Source organism: Mesorhizobium qingshengii, from assembly GCF_900103325.1.
GTDB lineage: Bacteria > Pseudomonadota > Alphaproteobacteria > Rhizobiales > Rhizobiaceae > Mesorhizobium > Mesorhizobium qingshengii.
On the sequence record NZ_FMXM01000012.1, the window covers coordinates 156,781 to 174,696 of the forward strand.

A 17,916-nucleotide genomic window follows, 5' to 3' on the forward strand; every position below is an offset into this window, starting at 1 on the left:
CCGGAACAGAAGTCCCCTCGGGACATTGTGACAACATCGATCACAATTTCTCACAGGAGGCCTTCATGGGACGTGGCATTTTGCTCTGGTTGCTCGGAATCCCGATTCCAATCATCATTCTGATCATGCTTTTCGTGCGGTAGGGGGAACTCATGCAGTCCACCCTATCGACTGTCGACGTTTCCTCCTCCACCGAATCCTCCGCCACGGCCGTCAGCTGGGGACCGATCATCGCCGGCGCCTTCGCGGCATCGACCTTGACCTTCATCCTCATGCTGCTCGGCTCCGGGCTTGGGCTGAGCATGGTTTCACCCTGGTCGGGCTCGGGCGCTTCGGTCACCACCTTCGCGGTTTCCACCGCCATCTGGCTCATCATCGTGCAGTGGCTGTCCTCCGGTGTCGGCGGTTACCTTGCGGGACGCCTGCGCACCAAATGGGTCGGCATCCACACCGACGAGGTCTATTTCCGTGACACCGCCCACGGCTTCCTCGCCTGGGCACTGGCCACCTTGCTGGTCGTCGGCGTGCTCGGCTCCGCCCTGTCCGCAGCGGTGGGTTCAGGCGTGCAGGCGGTGTCCACCGTGGCGTCGGGTGCGGCCATGGGTGCGTCGGCCGGTGCCTCAGCGAACGCCGGCGGCGCACCGACCGACAATGCGACGTCCTACCTGGTGGATTCGCTGTTTCGTCCGGCCGATCCGAGCAAGCTCGCGGCCGCCAGTCCGGACGGCGATGCCGCAGCTGTCGGGCAGGCCTCGCGCATCCTGATCGCCAGTGCAGCAGCAGGCGAAATCTCGGCCGACGACAAGACCTACCTGTCGCAACTGGTCGCCGCCCGCACCGGTCTTTCCGAAGCCGATGCCAAGGCACGGGTCGATGCGCTGGTTGCCAAGGTGCAGGATGCCAAGGTCAAGGCGCAGCAGGCCGCCGATACCGCCAGGAAGGCAAGTGCGACCTTCGCGCTGCTCGGCGCATTGTCGCTTGTCATCGGCGCCTTCATCGCCAGTGCTGCCGCGGCCCTCGGCGGCAGGCAGCGCGACGAGGAGGAAGCGCTTTTCATCACCAGCCGCTGAACCGGCTACGCCGTTGAAAACGCAAAAGCCCGGCCGCGAGGCCGGGCTTTTCTTTGGCTCAATCTCAATGTCGCCGGATCAGTGATCCATGGCCTTGACGATTTCCTCGGTCATCTTCTTGGCGTCGCCGAGCAGCATCATGGTGCCGTCCTTGTAGAACAGCGTGTTGTCGATGCCGGCATAGCCGGAGCCGAGCGAGCGCTTGACGAACAGGCAGGTGCGGGCCTTGTCGACATCGAGGATCGGCATGCCGTAGATCGGCGAGGACTTGTCGTCACGGGCCGAAGGGTTGGTGACGTCGTTGGCGCCGATGACATAGGCGACGTCGGCCTGCGCGAACTCGGAGTTGATGTCCTCGAGCTCGAACACCTCGTCATAGGGCACGTTGGCTTCGGCCAAGAGCACGTTCATGTGGCCGGGCATGCGGCCGGCCACAGGGTGAATGGCGTATTTGACGTCGACGCCGTTGGCCTTGAGCTTGTCGGCCATCTCACGCAGCGCATGCTGCGCCTGGGCGACCGCCATGCCGTAGCCGGGCACGATGATGACCTTCTGCGCGTTCATCATCAGATAGGCGGCATCGTCGGCCGAACCCTGCTTGACCGTACGCTCGATGCCGTCGTCGGCTGCTGCCGCGGTCTCGCCGCCGAAGCCGCCAAGGATGACCGAGATGAAGCTGCGGTTCATGCCCTTGCACATGATGTAGGACAGGATCGCGCCGGACGAGCCGACCAGCGCGCCGGTGATGATCAGCGCCAGATTGCCGAGCGTGAAGCCCAGTGCCGCCGCCGCCCAGCCTGAATAGGAATTCAGCATCGAGACAACGACCGGCATGTCGGCGCCGCCGATCGGGATGATCAAGAGGATGCCGAGCACCAGCGAGGCGGCGACAATCAGCCAGAACACCAGCTTCGATTCGGTGCCGACCAGCAGCACGATCAGCACGATCAGCGCGATGCCGAGCGCGGCGTTGATGAAGTGGCGGCCGCCGATCATGATCGGCTTGCCCGACATGCGGCCGTCGAGCTTGAGGAAGGCGATGACCGAGCCGGTGAAGGTGATGGCGCCGATGGCGACGCCCAGGCTCATCTCGATCAGCGCCTGGGCATGGATGTCGCCCGCCGTGCCGATGCCAAAGCTTTCCGGCGCGTAGATGGCCGCGGCCGCGACCATGACGGCGGCGAGGCCGACCAGCGAATGGAAGGCGGCGACCAGCTGTGGCATCGAGGTCATGGCGATGCGGCGCGCGGTGATGGCGCCGACGCCACCGCCAATGGCAAGACCGAGCACGATCAGGCCGAAGCGGCCGGCCGACGGCGTTGCCAGCGCCAGCGTGGTGGCGATGGCGATGGCCATGCCGATCATGCCGTACAGATTGCCCTGGCGGCTGGTGGTCGGGTGCGACAGGCCGCGCAGCGCCATGATGAACAGGACGCCGGAAACCAGATAGAGGAAGGACGCGAAGTTGGCGTTCATGGCGCTCTACTTGTCCTTCTTCTTGTACATGGCCAGCATGCGCTGGGTGACGAGGAAGCCGCCGAAGATGTTGACCGATACCAGCATCAGCGCGACGAAGCCAAAGCCGGCGGCGATGCCGGAGGCCGCGATGCCGACGGCGAGCAGCGCGCCGACGACGATGACGGACGAGATGGCGTTGGTGACGGCCATCAACGGCGTGTGCAGCGCCGGCGTCACCGACCAGACGACATAGTAGCCGACGAAGATCGCCAGCACGAAGATGGCAAAGCGGAAGACGAAGGGATCGATGGCGCCGCCGGACAGAGCATGGGCGGCATCACCGGCCGCCTCGGCGCCACCGGGTGCGGTCGCCATGTTTTGTACCGCCAGCCGAACGGCGGCGGAGGCCTGGTCGAGCTGGTCGAGGGCTTTCTGCAGGGTCTGATCCATCACGCTGTGCCTTTCGACTTCGACGAGGGCGACTTGGATGCGGCCGGTTTCCTGGGCGCGGCTTTCTTCGCGGCAGCAGGTTTGCCCGAAGCGTCGGCGACCATGGCCTTGGCCGGGATCGCGGCCGGCTCGACATGAGGCTGCTGGTCGGCCTTTATGAAAGCAGGATGCACGATCTTGCCGCCGTCGGTCAGCATCGTCGCCTTGACCAGATCGTCGTCGCGATTGATGGCCAGCGTCTTCGTCGTCTTGTCGACCAGCGTCTCGAGGAAGGCAAAAAGGTTCCTGGCATAGAGCAGCGACGCGGATGCGGCGATGCGGCCGGGCACGTTGAGATGGCCGACGATCTTGACGTTGTTGGCCGTGGTGACGACCTGACCTGCCACGGCACCCTCGACATTGCCGCCGCGTTCGACGGCAAGGTCGACGAGCACCGAACCCGGCTTCATCGAAGCGACCATCGCCGCCGACACCAGTTTCGGCGCCGGCCGGCCGGGGATCAGCGCCGTGGTGATGACGATGTCCTGCTTGGCGATATGCTCGGCGGTCAGCGCCGCCTGCTTGGCCTGGTACTCCTTCGACATTTCCTTGGCGTAGCCGCCTGCCGTCTCGGCCGCCTTGAACTCGTCGTCCTCGACCGCGAGGAACTTTGCGCCGAGCGAGGCAACCTGTTCCTTGGCGGCCGGGCGCACATCGGTGGCGGTGACGACCGCGCCAAGCCGGCGCGCGGTGGCGATCGCCTGCAGGCCGGCGACGCCGACGCCCATGATGAAGACCTTTGCCGCCGGCACGGTGCCGGCCGCCGTCATCATCATCGGCAACGCCCGGTCATATTCCGAAGCGCCGTCGATCACCGCCTGGTAGCCGGCAAGATTGGCTTGGCTGGACAAAACGTCCATCGACTGGGCGCGGGTGATGCGCGGCATGAATTCCATCGAGAAGGCGGTGACGCCGGCCTTGGCGAGCGCCGCGACGGCGGCATCATTGCCATAGGGATCCATGATGGCGATGACCGCCGCGCCTGATTTGTAGCTCTTCAGTTCGGCATCCATCGGCCGGCGCACTTTCAGCACCACATCGGCCTTGGCGACATCGGAAGCCTTGCCGATCGTTGCTCCGGCCTTGGAAAATTCCTCGTCGGGGATACGCGACCTTGTGCCGGCGCCGGTCTCGACGACGACGTCGAACCCCAGTCCCGCCAGCCGTTTCACCGTGTCGGGCGAGGCTGCGACGCGTGGCTCGTTCGCATCGAGCTCACGAGGGATGAAAACCGTCTGTCCCACCGCATGATCCTTTCGGCTGGAACCTGTTTCCGCAAGACGTCGGCCGGGATCCCCGGCGGCGCCCTCGGCAAAGGGTCTGAAAAGTCTATCGGAGAATGAAACCGCCGACGGCCAGGATCAGGACGAACAGGATGGTCGCCGAGAAGAAGCCGCCTGCAAAGAAACCGAAAGCCATCGCCAACAAAAGCGCGCCGCAAAACAGCGAGCCGTATTTGGCGAGCATGAGAAAGCCCGCATAGGTGCGATCATGTTCGGCATAGTCCATCTTCGCGCCCAGTTCGACAGGACCGGTCGGCGTGTGCTCAGCCATAGGAATTCCCCTTCGAAGACATCTTTGAGGCACATAGCGAAAAGCCGGGCCGAGGGCAATGGTGCTATTGCCGCATCGCCGGCGACAACTGCCTCAAAGGAAAGTTGAAGCCCTGCCGGATCCCTGGCCGGGGTGCCTGATGGGAGATTCCGAAAGCGGTCGAGGCGGTCGCGAAAGGCCCGTCGCCGCAACCGGCGCTGTCAGCCGGCAAGATGCGGGAAAAGCCCGAGCAATCCGACGACGATCAGATAAAGCGCGACGATGTAGTTCAACAGCCGTGGCATCACCAGAATCAGCACGCCGGCGATCAGCGAGATGAGTGGGGTGAGCGCGAGCTGGGAAATGTGCATGTCGGATTCCTTCGAACAGGTTCGTTGGCAGGATGACAAAGGACGGCGCGAAGCACGCCGCCGTCATCAGAACGCGGATATGGCCGGAAAGCTCCAGACGCCTGGCGAAAATCGCGTAGCCTCAAGCGGCTTCGCGAAAGTACTTTGCCGTTGGCAGAATGGTCAGCGGCGCCAGTTCGCCCGCACCAGGCGTCTCGAACAGCATGCGTTGCTCCATCGGAGTCGACCGGAAGAACGGGAACCGAGAGAAGGAGCGCTCGCGGATCGCGTTGACGTTGGCCCTGTAGAGCACGACCTTGTAGTTCAGGCCTGGATAGTCGCGCAGCTCGCCGATCTGCTCAGAACAGTAGATGCGGCGGTAAAAACCCGCATGTTCCGGCCGAATGGTCGACAGGCAGTAAGGTGCATCGAAATAGAAGCAAGCCATACCGGCGAGGCGCAACGTCAGATAGGGAATCTGCGGATAGATTTTTGACCAGTCGGGGTCGGCGGCAAATCGGCTCGGGTCGGCGAAATGCGCGCCGGCGGCAAGCATTGGCCGCAAGATGTCACCGTAGACCGTGGTGGAGGGCGATTGCGGGGTGGCGCTGCAGGCGTGATGGATGCGCAGCGTGCTGACCAGTTCCCCGTCAATGTAAATGCCGAACTTCGAGCAGTTCTCGGTTTCGTCGAGCTCATCATGCACGATATGTTCGGGGTTTTCCGGCACCATATCGCTCAACCGATAGGACTTGTAGCGCAACCTGTAGATGTCTTCGAGGTCTTCGCCCTTGTCGCAGCGGCGATACTCTGTGCGCTCCAGCATTGCCGAAATGTTTCGAGCAAAGCTCGACATGTTATCGGACGAATTTTCTCCGTCCGCGCCCGCCGCATGGCGAAGCGCCGCTAACTGCCCGTCCATCATGCGTCCCCGTAAGTTGCCGCCGCAGTTCAACCCTACGACAGGGCCTCGGGATGTAAAGATGAAAATGGGATAGACGCTGTTTACTCATCGTTAACGTTAACAATTCGTAAAGTTTTACGAAAATGCGTCGCTTCTCCGGCAAGGAATCAGCGGCGTGCAATCCTCTTGGCTGTCTTGATGTCCTTGGCAAAGGGCCAGACCGTGCTCGACATCGTGTCGATACCGGACGCGCTGAGCGCGGAACCGAACAGGAAGCCCTGCACAAGGTCGGGTTTGACCTGTAGCGCCAGGATCTTGAGCTGCTCGAACGTCTCGACGCCTTCTACCGTCACCGAAAGCCCCAACGGCCGTGACAGATTGACAATGCCCTTGAGCAGTTCAAGCGAGCGGGCGTTCTGGGTGACATCGATCAGGAAGGAGCGGTCGATCTTGATCTTGTCGAGCGGCAGCTTGTGCAGGTAGCTCAGGCTTGAATAGCCGGTGCCGAAATCGTCGAGCGCGATGCGCACGCCAAGCTGCTTCAGTTCCTCAATGTACTGGCGCGTCAGCGACTTGTCGTCGAGCAGCGCTGTTTCGGTGACCTCGATCTCCAGCCGGCCGGCGGCGAGGCCGGAGCCGGCCAAGGCATCGCGAACCTTCTGGATGACGTCACGGTTGCGGAAATCCTTGGCGGAAAGGTTGACCGAGACGCTGGTCTGGTTCGGCCATTTGGCGCATTCGGCGCAGGCTGCCTGCAGCACGAAGGTGCTGATCTCGGAAATGATGCCCATTTCCTCTGCCAATGGAATGAAGATGCTCGGCGAAACTGGCCCAAGATCCGGATGGTCCCAACGGCACAACGCCTCGCAACTGGCGATGCGCATGGTGTTCATCGCCACGATCGGCTGATAGACCACCCGCAGACTCTTGGCCTCCACGGCGCTGCGCAGATCCGCCTTCATCAGCTGACGGTTGCGGAAGGCAGCATCCATCGAGGCCTCGAACAGCCGCCAGCTGTTCTTGCCGAGTTCCTTGGCCTTGTAGAGCGCCAGGTCCGCCTTGACGATCATGGCGTCGACATCGGTGTCCTTGACCCGCGACAGCACCGCACCGCCGCTGGCCTGGATGCGCAGCCCGTGACCGGCGACGTCCACTTCCCCCTGCAGGCCGGCGAAAATCTCGTCGAGCTGACTGGTCAGATCGCTCTCATCCTCGACACGATCGAAGAAGATCATGAATTCGTCGCCGCCGAAACGGCTGACCGTGATGCCTTGCCCGGCAATGGCGGCGAGCCGCTCGGCAACAGCGTAGATCAAACCGTCGCCGATCGGATGTCCAAGCGTGTCGTTGACGCTCTTGAAATCGTCAAGGTCGAGCACCGCCAGCCCGCAGAGACGGTCGCGGTCGCCGGACGCCATGGCCTCGCCGACCAGTTCGTGGAAATAGGCGCGGTTGGGCAGGCCGGTGAGGTTGTCGTAGCGCGCCATGAAGCGGATCTTTTCTTCCGCCTCGACACGGGCGGTCACGTCCTCGAACGTGATGACACCCAGCTCCTGGCTGCCTTCGCGAGCCGAGAACTCATAGTGCTGGCCATTGGCGAGCGAAACGAGGACCTTGCGGTCACGGCCCTCGCGCAGGGCGCGCGTCAGCTGAGCCTCGATATAACGGCAATCCTTGGGCGCCAGCATGCCGCCGGCGACGCCGCGCATCAGAAGGCCATGGATCGACCGCCCGAGCAGCGCATCCGGCGACTTGAGCGACATCAGATGCGCGGCCTCGGCATTGGCCACCGCTACCCGGCCGTCCGGACCGAGCATGACAAGGCCATGCGACATGGTGTTGAGCGCCCGGTTGAAGCGCTGGGCAATGCGGTTCGCCTTCTTTTCCTCCGACAAGGCAGCAAAAAGCACCTCGCGGACCAGGTCAGCGAAGCGCTTGATGGCAAACAGGAAAGGCGCCGAGAGCAGGCCAAGGATAAAATGATAGGGATCACCGCGCAGGATAAAGCCCAGCGAGATCGGCCAGGTCATGGTCATGATGAAAATCATGACCATCCTGGGCGAGCCGTAGTTGCGGCCGGCGATCGCAGTAGCGGAGGCGAGGGTCACGCAGACGGCCGCGATCTCGGCGAAACTGTCGTAGGCCAGATAGATGCCGACGAAACAGAAGGTGCCCAGCATGAAACCATGCATGGAGCCGTAGAAAATGTAATCGTTCTCGCGTTGACGCGCTTCTTCCCGACTCTTCGGCACCGGCGCATTCCGATACTTTCGGATGTTGCGCAGACGCAGGAATGCAACCGTCAGAAAACCAAACGTCACGGCAAGATAGGCTGGATCCCTGGTTTTCCAGTAGACGAGCACCACCAGCAGGGTCTGGGCAAAGAATCCAATCGAAAGCGTCAAACCGTCGCGAAACAGGGTTTCCACGAACGGAATGTAGACGTCGACCGGGATCTCGTTCTTTTTTCTCAGATTCAACGCCTGAATCCCAACCCTTGGGACACAAGCAGTGTCACATCCGCCTTAAGAAAGATTTAGAGAGACCGTCACGCCCTTGCCGTCAAGCCGGGTGACGCTGCGGAAAGCTAGGAAAGTGTTCTTCAGGTAAACAAGGCGTATCGATCACTCCGCGGCCCGAAGTTCGGGGCGCGCCGGCGTGTTCGACAAGCGTTCGAGCAGCCTTTGACGTTCGCCCGCGGCCTTTTCGGCGCTGGCTTGCCGGACATGGCCGTAGCCGCGAATAAGCGCCGGCACCGAGACCAGCGCAACCGCCGCATCGACCCTGGCCGGCGTCAGCGACCTGGCGACGAGCTCCAGATCCGCCTCATACTGCCCAAGCAGCTGCCGCTCCTTGCGCCGCTCGGCGGAGTAGCCGAACAGGTCGAAGGCGGTGCCGCGCAGGCCCTTCATCGCCGCCAGCACGCGAAAGCCCTTCATCATCCAGGGACCGAAGCTCGATTTCCTTGGCTTGCCGTCATTGCCGCGGCGCCCCATGATCGGCGGCGCGAGATGGAATTCGAGCTTCTCGTAGCTCTGGAACTGCTTTGCCAAGTCGGCGGCGAAGGAACCGTCGGTATAGAGCCGCGCCACCTCGTACTCGTCCTTGATCGCCATCAGCTTGAATAGGTTCCTGGCCGCTGCCTCGGTCACCGCGGTCGAGCCGGGCACGGCCTTGGCCTCGGCGGCGCGCACAATGGCCAGCCTATCGGCGTAGCGCCTGCCGTAGGCGGCGTTCTGATAGGCGGTCAGGAAAGCGATGCGGCGGGCAATGATGTCGTCCAGCGTCTCGGCGACATCGGCAATCTGCCCGGCCTTGCCCGGCTGAACGACGAGAGCGCGCACGAAATCCGGCTGATGGGCGGCGCGACGGCCCCAGCGGAACGCCGCGATGTTCATCGCCACGGCTTCGCCATTGAGGTCGATCGCCTTCTCGACGGCCTCAGCGGACAGCGGCAAGCCGCCATGCTGGAAGGCAAAGCCGAGCATGAACATGTTGGCGCCGAGCGAATTGCCGAACAGCGCGGTGGCGGTTCGCGTGGCGTCGAAGAAATGCGCCTTGTCGTCGCCCGCGGCAGTACGGATCGCCTTCTTCAGGCGCTCTATCGGCAACGAGAAATCGGCAGACCGGGCGAACTCGCCGGGCATGATCTCCGCGGTGTTGGCTAGGAAGATGGTATGGCCCTCGCGCACCGCGGTCAGCACCTTCTTGGCGCCCGACACCACCAGATCGCAGCCAAGCACGAGATCGGCCTTGCCGGCCGAAACGCGGATGGCATGGATGTCGTCCGGGGTGCGCGCGATGCGGACATGGGTGAACACCGAGCCGCCCTTCTGGGCGAGGCCGGCCATGTCGATCATACCGCAGCCCTTGTCCTCGAGATGGGCCGCCATGCCGAGCACTGCACCGACGGTGACGACGCCGGTGCCGCCGACGCCATCGATGATCGCCGCCCAGCCTTGCTCGCCCAGCGGGAATTCGGCCGGCGTGGGCACGCCGTCGAGCGGATCGGCCTTGCCGGCAAGGCCTTCGGCCTTGCGGATCTTGGCGCCGTGCACGGTGACGAAGGACGGGCAGAAGCCGTTGACGCAGGAGAAATCCTTGTTGCAGCTCGACTGGTCGATCCTGCGCTTGCGGCCGAATTCGGTTTCGACCGGCTGGATCGAGACGCAGTTCGACTGCACGCCGCAGTCGCCACAGCCTTCACAGACCAGCTCGTTGATGAAGACGCGCTTGTCGGGATCAGGAAAGGTGCCGCGCTTGCGGCGGCGGCGCTTTTCGGCGGCACAGGTCTGGTCGTAGAGCAGGATCGAGACGCCCTTGACGTCGCGCAGCTCGCGCTGGACGAGATCTAGATCGTCGCGGTGATGGATGGTGGCGCCGGCCGGGAATTCGGCCGTGCCGGCATATTTTTCGGGTTCGTCGGTGACGATGGCGATGCGGTCGACGCCCTCGGCGCGCACCTGCCTGGCGATCATGTCGACGGTCAGGCCGCCTTCATGCGGCTGGCCGCCGGTCATGGCGACGGCGTCGTTGTAGAGGATCTTGTAGGTGATGTTGGCGTCGGTCGACAGCGCGAAGCGGATCGCCAGTGTGCCGGAATGGTTGTAGGTGCCGTCGCCGAGATTCTGGAAGATGTGGCCGCGCTTGGAGAAGGGTGCCTGGCCAACCCATTGCGCGCCCTCGCCGCCCATCGCCGTGAAGCCGACGGTGTTGCGGTCCATCCACAACGCCATGAAATGGCAACCGATGCCGGCCGCGGCGATCGAACCGTCCGGCACCTTGGTCGAGGAATTGTGCGGGCAGCCGGAACAGAAGAAGGGCGTGCGCGAGCCGATGTCGGTGGCGTCGGCCAGCATTGCCTGGAACTGGCGCAGCTTGGCCACCCGCGCCGAAATCTCTTCCGACGGGCCGATGGTTCTGACGATCCTCTCGCCAAGGGCAATGGCGATCTCGTTGGGGTCGAGCGCGCCCTTGGCCGGGAACAGCCAGTCGCCGCGCTCGTCCTTCTTGCCGACAATGACCGGTTGCGTGGCGGTGCCGTAAAGGCTCTCGCGCAGCTGCACCTCGATCAGCGAGCGCTTCTCCTCGACGACGACGATGGTGTCGAGGCCGCGGGCAAAGTCGGCGATATGATGCAGGTCGAGCGGCCAGGGGCAGCCGACCTTGAACAGCCGCACGCCGATGCGGTTGGCGGCGGCCTCGTCGATGCCGATGTCCTCGAGCGCCTGGCGGACATCGAGATAGCTCTTGCCCAGCGTGATGATGCCGATCTTCGGGTTGCGGCCGCCCGAATAGACGATGCGGTTCAGCCCGTTGGCATGGATGAAAGCGGAAGCGGCGGCGCGCTTGTATTCATGCAGCCGCTCCTCCTGGCCGAGCATATCGATCTCGTGGCGGATGTTGAGACCGCCGGGCGGCATGTCGAAATCCGGGACGACGATATCAAGCCGTTCGAGCGACGCGTCGACCGAGGCCGTCGATTCGATGTTGTCCTTGACGCATTTGATCGCCGCCCAGGTGCCGGCGAAGCGCGACATGGCAAAGCCGTAGAGCCCGTAGTCGATGATCTCCTGGACGCCGGCCGGGTTGAGGATCGGCACCATCGTGTCGACAAACAGGAATTCGGTGGCGTGAGCGTTGGTCGAGGATTCGGCCATGTGGTCGTCGCCCATCAGGGCGAGCACACCGCCATGTCTGGACGAGCCGGCGAGATTGGCGTGGCGGAACACGTCGCCAGAGCGGTCGACGCCCGGCCCCTTGCCGTACCAGACCGAAAAGACGCCGTCATGGGTGCCCTCGCCCAAGAGTTCCGTCTGCTGCGATCCCCAACAAGCGGTGGCCGCCAGTTCCTCGTTGAGGCCGGGCTGGAAAACGATGTCGGCCTGGGCGAGCTGCTTCTTCGCCTTCCACAGCTGCATATCGAGGCCACCGAGCGGCGAGCCGCGATAGCCGGAGACGAAGCCGGCCGTGTTCAGGCCAGCGCGGCGGTCGCGCTCGCGCTGCATCAGAAGCATGCGGATGACCGCCTGCGCGCCGGAAAGGAAGATGCGCTCCTTTCCGAGGTCGAACTTGTCGTCGAGCGCGACGTCGTGCAGCGTCATCAGGTATTTCCTCTGCGAAGGCCGCGCGGGGGACAGGCAGCCAACGTCGGGGTCGGATGACGCATCCTTTCTCCCCTTGCAAGGCAGGTCAAACAAAATCGAAGGATCCAGCAGAGCGCGGAGAGCGAACCGCTGGACACCCGTCAGGCGGATAGAACGGCACTGGCGCAGCGTTCGCAGCCGGGGTGCCCCCCGGCGGCGCTCGCAAGCGGGAGATATCAGGCGGCCTTCGAACAGTCGGGCTTCGGCTCGCCCGGCAGCTTGCCGTCGACGTGGCCGATCATGTCCTTGTTGAGTTCGTAGACCGGTCCGACCACCAGCGGCCGGTCGGGCAGGACCGACTGATCGAGCGACGATGTCAGCGTCGTCTCGAAGCTTTGCAGCAGCGTGCCGTTGGCATCTTCAATGCGGATCGAAACGGCATAGGGCTTGTCCTTGACCACGCAGGTGAGTGGCGGGCTGGTGAGCGTGATGTGCGGCAGCTTGGGCCAGATCTTCTGGTTGACGATGATCGGATCGCCGCCAGCCGGGTTCTGGAAATTGACCACGGCGACCTGCCCCTCGCCCATCGGACGCAGCGGATTGAGGGTGATGACATAGGTGGCGATGCCCAGCCGGTAGTTGAACTCGAAAAGCTTGCCCGAAATGGCGAACAGCTGATCCTTGCCAGAGTCCCGGCAGGCGCCAAGGGCGAGGGCGGCAAACAAGCACGCACCCAGAACGATCGAACGCGAAAACTTTCTAGACATCGGAGACCTCCCTGGCCGCTGTGCGGCGGCGATAATGTCGACTGGCCTTCTGACGGTTGCCGCACACCGCCATGTCGCACCAAAGGCGGCTGGAATTGCGGCTTCGGTCAACAAACAGCCAACTGCAGTTGGGGCAGATTCTGAGCCTGGCGACGGTGTCGTCGCGCAGCAGCGACAGGGCCGAGACGGCCAGCGCCGCCTCGAAGGCGATCGGCGTGGCCGGATCGCCGAACGGCCGTCCCGCCGTACCGATTTCGCAGCGGCTGGACGACAGACCGTCGGCGCAGGCCCGCAGGAAGCCCGCCAGGTCGCCGGTGGCGATCGCGCCTTTCGACACAGCGCCGCGAAACAATCGGTCGGTGCTCTCGCGGATCGACCGCACCACCGGCGCTATCGTCTCCGGCGACAGAGCCTGCAACCGCCTGCCACCGAGCTCGGCCGCGCGGAAGCCGCTTGCGGCATCGGCGAAGCGCGCGATCTCCACCGGATCGTCGAAACGATCGAAGGTCTTCTGGGGGTCGTCGCGCAACACGACGGTGTTGGCCGTGTCGAGCGCCAGAATGCCGCCGGTGAAGCGATGCGGGGTCCAGGATACCGTCATGCGCCAAATCTAACCGATAAATCCTGTTTGACAAGTTAGATTCCACGATGCAACCTTGCCTCGGGCGCAGCCTCGGCGGCGACCTTTCGTTGAGCATGTCGTCGTCCCAAAACCGCCTCGCATTTTGGGCGACATGCTCTGAGGACCGCGCATGCTCTATTTCTTCCAGCAGGTTCTGAACGGGCTGCATTCGGGCGCGCTCTATGCCCTGCTCGCCTTTGGCTATGTGCTGACCAACGGCATCCTGCACCGCACCAATCTTGCCTATGGCGCGGTGTTCGCCTTTTGCGGCCACACGATGATCCTTACCGCTGCCTTCGGTTACCAGGCGCTGTGGATGACGCTATTCACGGCGGTGGCGCTCGGCGTCGTCGCGGCTTTCCTTTACGCGGCGCTGATCAGCCATGTCCTGTCGCGCAACGTGTTCGAGCCGCTGGCCGACCGCTCGCCCAACGCCATCGTGGTGACGACGCTGGGCATATTGCTGGTGCTGTCGGAGGCAAGCCGCATCGCCGCCGACACCCACGATCTATGGCTGCCGCCGATGCTGGCAGTGCCGGTGATCTTCGCGCAGGATGACCGCTTCAAGGCGACGCTGACGCTGATCCAGCTGCTCGACTGCGCCGCCGTGCTGGCGGCCATCGCACTGGCCGCATGGGCATTCGCGCGCTCGAGCTACGGTAGGTCATGGCGCGCGGTTTCCGACGACCCCAAGGCGGCGGCGATGTGCGGCGTCGACGTGCGTGCCGTGTTCCGCCACGCAGTGCTGTTCGGCGGCTTCTGCGCCGCGCTCGCCGGCGTGCTTGCCGGCATCTACTATGGCAACATCAGCTTCGGCACCGGCCTGACCTATGGTCTGAAGATCCTGTTCGTGACGGCGGTCGGCGGCTATCTCTCGCCGCCGCGCGCGGCGCTCGGTGCGGCTGCCTTCGGCATGGCCGAATCGCTGTGGGCGGGCTATTTCCCGCTCGAATGGCGCGACGCCTGGATGTACGTGTTCCTCGTCGCCATGCTGGTGCTGATCGGCGCCGGCCGCGACCAGCAGAAGATCGTCTGAACCGTATCAGACTTTGGTTGCATACCGCGAGGGCAGACCGCCGGTATCCGGCCCTGCCGCTGGTTCGATGATGATTTGCCGCCTCTCCTTGTTGACCCGTCAGTCCACGCGCGGCATACCGTTGGACCACGCGGCGTGACGGAGACAAGGGGGAAGCCGGCACGCCTCCGATACCAGGGAGGAATGCATGGCAGGGCTTCTCGCTCTATCCAGGACCATTGATCGCGCGAATGAATTCATCGGCAAATGGGTATCGTGGCTGATCCTGCTGGCGATCCTGGTCAGCGCCGCCAACGCCATCATCCGCAAGATGTTCGACATATCCTCGAACGCGTGGCTCGAGTTGCAATGGTATCTGTTCGGTGCCGCCTTCATGCTGGCAGCCGCCTACACACTGAAGCAGAACGAACATATCCGCATCGATGTCGTCTACGGCCTGTTTTCGCGCCGCGTGCAGCACTGGATCGACCTGCTCGGCCACGTCATCTTCCTGATGCCGTTCGTGACGCTGATGGTGATCTATTTCGTTCCCTATGTGTCGCTGTCGTTTCGCAGCGGCGAGATGTCCAACAACTCCGGCGGGCTGATCATCTGGCCGGCCAAGGCCATCTTGCTCCTCGGCTTTTTCCTGCTCGCGCTGCAGGGCATTTCCGAGATCATCAAGAAGATCGCCATCATGCGCGGCGACATGGACGACCCCAATCCGTTCATATCGGCACATGAGCAGGCCGAACTCGAAGCCAAGGCGCTGGCCGACGAGGTGCGCTCATGATGGAGTTCATCGCCCAGAACATGGCGCCGATCATGTTCGCCTCGCTGATCATCTTCCTGCTGATCGGCTACCCCGTCGCCTTTTCGCTGGCCGCCAACGGCCTGATGTTCTTCTTCATCGGCGTGCTCCTCTCGCCCTATTCCGGCGGATCGATCAACCTCGCCTGGCCGCTCCTGCACGCGCTGCCGGACAATTTCTATGGCAGCCGGGTGATGTCGAACGACACGCTGCTGGCCATTCCGTTCTTCACCTTCATGGGCATCGTGCTTGAACGATCGGGCATGGCCGAAGACCTGCTCGACACGATCGGCCAGCTGTTCGGGCCGATCCGCGGCGGCCTTGCCTATGCGGTGATCTTCGTCGGCGCGCTGTTGGCCGCAACAACCGGCGTGGTGGCCGCTTCCGTCATCGCCATGGGCCTGATCTCGCTGCCGATCATGCTGCGCTACGGCTACGACCGCCGGGTGGCGTCCGGCGTCATCGCGGCGTCGGGTACGCTGGCCCAGATCATCCCGCCATCGCTGGTACTGATCGTGCTCGCCGATCAGCTCGGCCGTTCGGTCGGCGACATGTATGCGGGCGCGCTGATCCCGGGCCTCGTGCTCACCGGCCTCTACATGCTCTACATCCTGATCATGTCGATCATCCGCCCAAACTCGATGCCGGCGCTGCCGCTCGAGGCACGCACGCTCGGCCACGGCGTCCTGTCGCTGCTGGCGGCGCTGCTGGCGGCGGTGGTGGTGTCCTACGCGGCGTACCGCTATCTCGTGCCGGCGCATGGCGACAACGCCGACATCCTCGGCGCCACCGCAGGCGTGCTCTTCATCTATGTCGTGGCAATTGCCGACAAGCGCCTGAACATCAACATGATGTCACGGCTGGCACAGCAGGTGGTCATCGTGCTGATCCCGCCGCTGGCGCTGATCTTCCTGGTGCTTGGCACCATCTTCCTTGGCATCGCCACCCCGACCGAAGGCGGCGCGATGGGCAGTGTCGGCGCATTGGCCATGGCGGCGGCAAAGGGGCGACTGTCGCTGGACGTGATCAAGCAGGCATTGACCTCGACAACGCGGCTATCGTCCTTCGTGCTGTTCATCCTGATCGGCGCACGGGTGTTCTCGCTCACCTTCTACGGCGTCAATGGCCACATCTGGGTCGAGCATCTCCTGACGTCCCTGCCGGGCGGCGAGGTCGGCTTCCTGATCGGGGTCAACCTGCTGGTCTTCTTCCTCGCCTTCTTCCTCGATTTCTTCGAACTCGCCTTCATCATCGTGCCGCTGCTGGCGCCGGCCGCCGACAAGCTCGGCATCGACCTGATCTGGTTCGGCGTGCTTCTGGGCGTCAACATGCAGACCAGCTTCATGCACCCGCCCTTCGGCTTCGCGCTGTTCTACCTGCGCTCGGTGGCTGCCCGCGTACCCTATCTCGACCGCCTCACCGGCAAGCAGATCGCGCCGGTCACCACCGGCCAGATCTATTGGGGCGCGGTTCCCTTCGTCTGCATCCAGGTCATCATGATCGGACTGACAATCGCCTTCCCGCAGATGGTGATGCACTACAAGGGCACAACCGTCGACCCAGGCACCATCGACTACAAGGTGCCGGAGATGCCCGGCCTGTCGCCACTCGGCGCACCACCGGCCGGCGGCGGCACGGCACCGGCGGCTCCCGCCGCCCCCGACCTGTCGCAGCCGCCGAGCTTTGGCGACACGCCGCCAGCCCAGCCGGCGGCACCGCAGCCGGACCTGTCGCAACCGCCAAGCTTCAACTGAAACCGGCATGGCGACGATCATGAAAGCGGTGCGGCTTGAAGCGGTGGGCAGCATTGCGCTCCGCGAGGTCGACAAGCCTGACATCGGGCCGGATGAACTTCTGGTACGCGTCGAGGTCTGCGGCGTCTGCGGCACCGACCGGCATCTGTTCCACGGCGAATTTCCGTGCACGCCGCCGGTGACGCCCGGGCATGAGTTCTCCGGGATCGTCGAAGCGATCGGAACGTCCGTCTCGGGCTTTGCCGTTGGCGACCGCGTCACCGGCGACCCCAACATCGCCTGCGGGCGTTGCGCGCACTGTCATGCCGGGCGGGTCAATCTGTGCAGCAATCTGCGCGCCATCGGCATCCATCGCGATGGCGGCTTTGCCGAATATCTCGCCATGCCGCAGAAACAGGCCTTTATCCTGCCTGCCGGCCTGAAGCCTACCCATGGCGCGTTCTGCGAGCCGCTCGGCTGCTGCCTGCATGGTGTCGACCTTGCCGAAATCAGGCCGGGCAGCTCGGTGGTCGTGCTTGGCGGCGGCGTGATCGGCCTGCTCACCGTCCAGCTGGCGCGACTGGCCGGGGCAAAGACCATCATCCTGTCGACAAGGCAAGCCTCGCGGCGCGCGCTCGCCAGGGGTCTCGGTGCCACGGCGACCGTCGATCCGACCGCCGCCGACGTCGTCGACGCCATCGCCGGGCCAGCGGGGCTGGCGCCCGGCGGTGTCGACGTCGTCTTCGAATGCGCCGGCGTGCGGGAAACCGTCGAGCAGTCGATGCGGCTGGCCCGGGCCGGCGGCACGATCGTCATCGTCGGCGTGACGCCGCAAGGCATGAAAGCGGAATTCGAACCCTTCGACCTGCTGTTCCGGGAACTCAGGGTGCTGGGCTCCTTCCTCAATCCCTACACTCATCGCCGCGCGGCCGAGCTTATCGCGTCGGGCGCGATCGAAATCGACCGGCTGATCTCCAGGCAGGTGCCGCTCGAGGACGCGCCAGCGGTGATCGCCAATCCGCCGGCTCCGGGCGAGGTCAAGGTGCTGGTGGTGCCCAGCCTGAAATGAAAGACCCCG

At 63.9% G+C, this 17,916-nt stretch carries 15 protein-coding genes; 5 read left to right on the forward strand and 10 right to left on the reverse strand.

All coding sequences use genetic code 11. The features are described from left to right. Window positions 1-152: 152 nt before the first annotated feature. Window positions 153-1,070: a hypothetical protein gene (locus BLS48_RS19870; RefSeq protein ID WP_091580917.1), complete on the forward strand. Its 918-nt coding sequence runs from the start codon at window positions 153-155 to the stop codon at window positions 1,068-1,070. A gap of 78 nt (window positions 1,071-1,148) precedes the next feature. On the opposite strand, the gene BLS48_RS19875 is transcribed toward BLS48_RS19870, so the two are convergent. From BLS48_RS19875 to BLS48_RS19920, 10 genes are all read right to left on the reverse strand, one after another. Next, window positions 1,149-2,546 (reverse strand): NAD(P)(+) transhydrogenase (Re/Si-specific) subunit beta, encoded by a 1,398-nt coding sequence (locus BLS48_RS19875; RefSeq protein ID WP_091580920.1) that lies wholly within the window; start codon window positions 2,544-2,546, stop codon window positions 1,149-1,151. Window positions 2,547-2,552: 6 nt separating this feature from the next. Beyond that, window positions 2,553-2,978: a proton-translocating transhydrogenase family protein gene (locus BLS48_RS19880; protein ID WP_091581083.1), complete on the reverse strand. Its 426-nt coding sequence runs from the start codon at window positions 2,976-2,978 to the stop codon at window positions 2,553-2,555. Beyond that, window positions 2,978-4,261, reverse strand: a complete 1,284-nt coding sequence (locus BLS48_RS19885; protein WP_091580923.1) for a Re/Si-specific NAD(P)(+) transhydrogenase subunit alpha — start codon at window positions 4,259-4,261, stop codon at window positions 2,978-2,980. The genes BLS48_RS19880 and BLS48_RS19885 overlap by 1 nt, the downstream gene beginning before the upstream one ends. Window positions 4,262-4,346: 85 nt before the next feature. Next, window positions 4,347-4,571 carry an aa3-type cytochrome c oxidase subunit IV gene (locus BLS48_RS19890; protein ID WP_091580925.1) on the reverse strand — a complete coding sequence of 75 codons (225 nt, stop codon included), beginning with the start codon at window positions 4,569-4,571 and terminating at the stop codon, window positions 4,347-4,349. Window positions 4,572-4,771: 200 nt separating this feature from the next. Beyond that, window positions 4,772-4,921 carry a DUF3096 domain-containing protein gene (locus tag BLS48_RS19895; RefSeq protein ID WP_080680904.1) on the reverse strand — a complete coding sequence of 50 codons (150 nt, stop codon included), beginning with the start codon at window positions 4,919-4,921 and terminating at the stop codon, window positions 4,772-4,774. Window positions 4,922-5,042: 121 nt separating this feature from the next. Continuing rightward, window positions 5,043-5,822 (reverse strand): N-acyl amino acid synthase FeeM domain-containing protein, encoded by a 780-nt coding sequence (locus BLS48_RS19900; protein WP_091581086.1) that lies wholly within the window; start codon window positions 5,820-5,822, stop codon window positions 5,043-5,045. Window positions 5,823-5,971: 149 nt separating this feature from the next. Next, a complete protein-coding gene (locus BLS48_RS19905; RefSeq protein ID WP_091580928.1) occupies window positions 5,972-8,284 on the reverse strand; it encodes a putative bifunctional diguanylate cyclase/phosphodiesterase in 2,313 nt (770 codons plus the stop codon). A gap of 144 nt (window positions 8,285-8,428) precedes the next feature. Then, window positions 8,429-11,908 carry an indolepyruvate ferredoxin oxidoreductase family protein gene (locus BLS48_RS19910; protein WP_091580930.1) on the reverse strand — a complete coding sequence of 1,160 codons (3,480 nt, stop codon included), beginning with the start codon at window positions 11,906-11,908 and terminating at the stop codon, window positions 8,429-8,431. A gap of 218 nt (window positions 11,909-12,126) precedes the next feature. Beyond that, a complete protein-coding gene (locus BLS48_RS19915) occupies window positions 12,127-12,657 on the reverse strand; it encodes a hypothetical protein (RefSeq protein ID WP_091580933.1) in 531 nt (176 codons plus the stop codon). Then, window positions 12,650-13,258, reverse strand: a complete 609-nt coding sequence (locus BLS48_RS19920) for a CGNR zinc finger domain-containing protein (protein WP_091580935.1) — start codon at window positions 13,256-13,258, stop codon at window positions 12,650-12,652. The genes BLS48_RS19915 and BLS48_RS19920 overlap by 8 nt, the downstream gene beginning before the upstream one ends. Before the next feature lie 151 nt (window positions 13,259-13,409). Between BLS48_RS19920 and BLS48_RS19925 the strand changes: the two genes are divergently transcribed. The 4 genes from BLS48_RS19925 to BLS48_RS19940 all read left to right on the forward strand — a co-directional run bounded on the left by BLS48_RS19925 (window position 13,410) and on the right by BLS48_RS19940 (window position 17,907). Next, on the forward strand, window positions 13,410-14,315 hold the full coding sequence (locus BLS48_RS19925) for a branched-chain amino acid ABC transporter permease (protein WP_091580938.1): 906 nt from the start codon (window positions 13,410-13,412) through the stop codon (window positions 14,313-14,315). 187 nt (window positions 14,316-14,502) lie between these two features. Continuing rightward, window positions 14,503-15,087 carry a TRAP transporter small permease subunit gene (locus BLS48_RS19930; protein WP_091580940.1) on the forward strand — a complete coding sequence of 195 codons (585 nt, stop codon included), beginning with the start codon at window positions 14,503-14,505 and terminating at the stop codon, window positions 15,085-15,087. Continuing rightward, window positions 15,084-16,859 (forward strand): TRAP transporter large permease, encoded by a 1,776-nt coding sequence (locus BLS48_RS19935; protein WP_167365158.1) that lies wholly within the window; start codon window positions 15,084-15,086, stop codon window positions 16,857-16,859. Before BLS48_RS19930 ends, BLS48_RS19935 begins: the two co-directional genes overlap by 4 nt. A gap of 19 nt (window positions 16,860-16,878) precedes the next feature. After that, window positions 16,879-17,907: a zinc-dependent alcohol dehydrogenase family protein gene (locus tag BLS48_RS19940; RefSeq protein ID WP_167365164.1), complete on the forward strand. Its 1,029-nt coding sequence runs from the start codon at window positions 16,879-16,881 to the stop codon at window positions 17,905-17,907. Window positions 17,908-17,916: the final 9 nt, after the last annotated feature.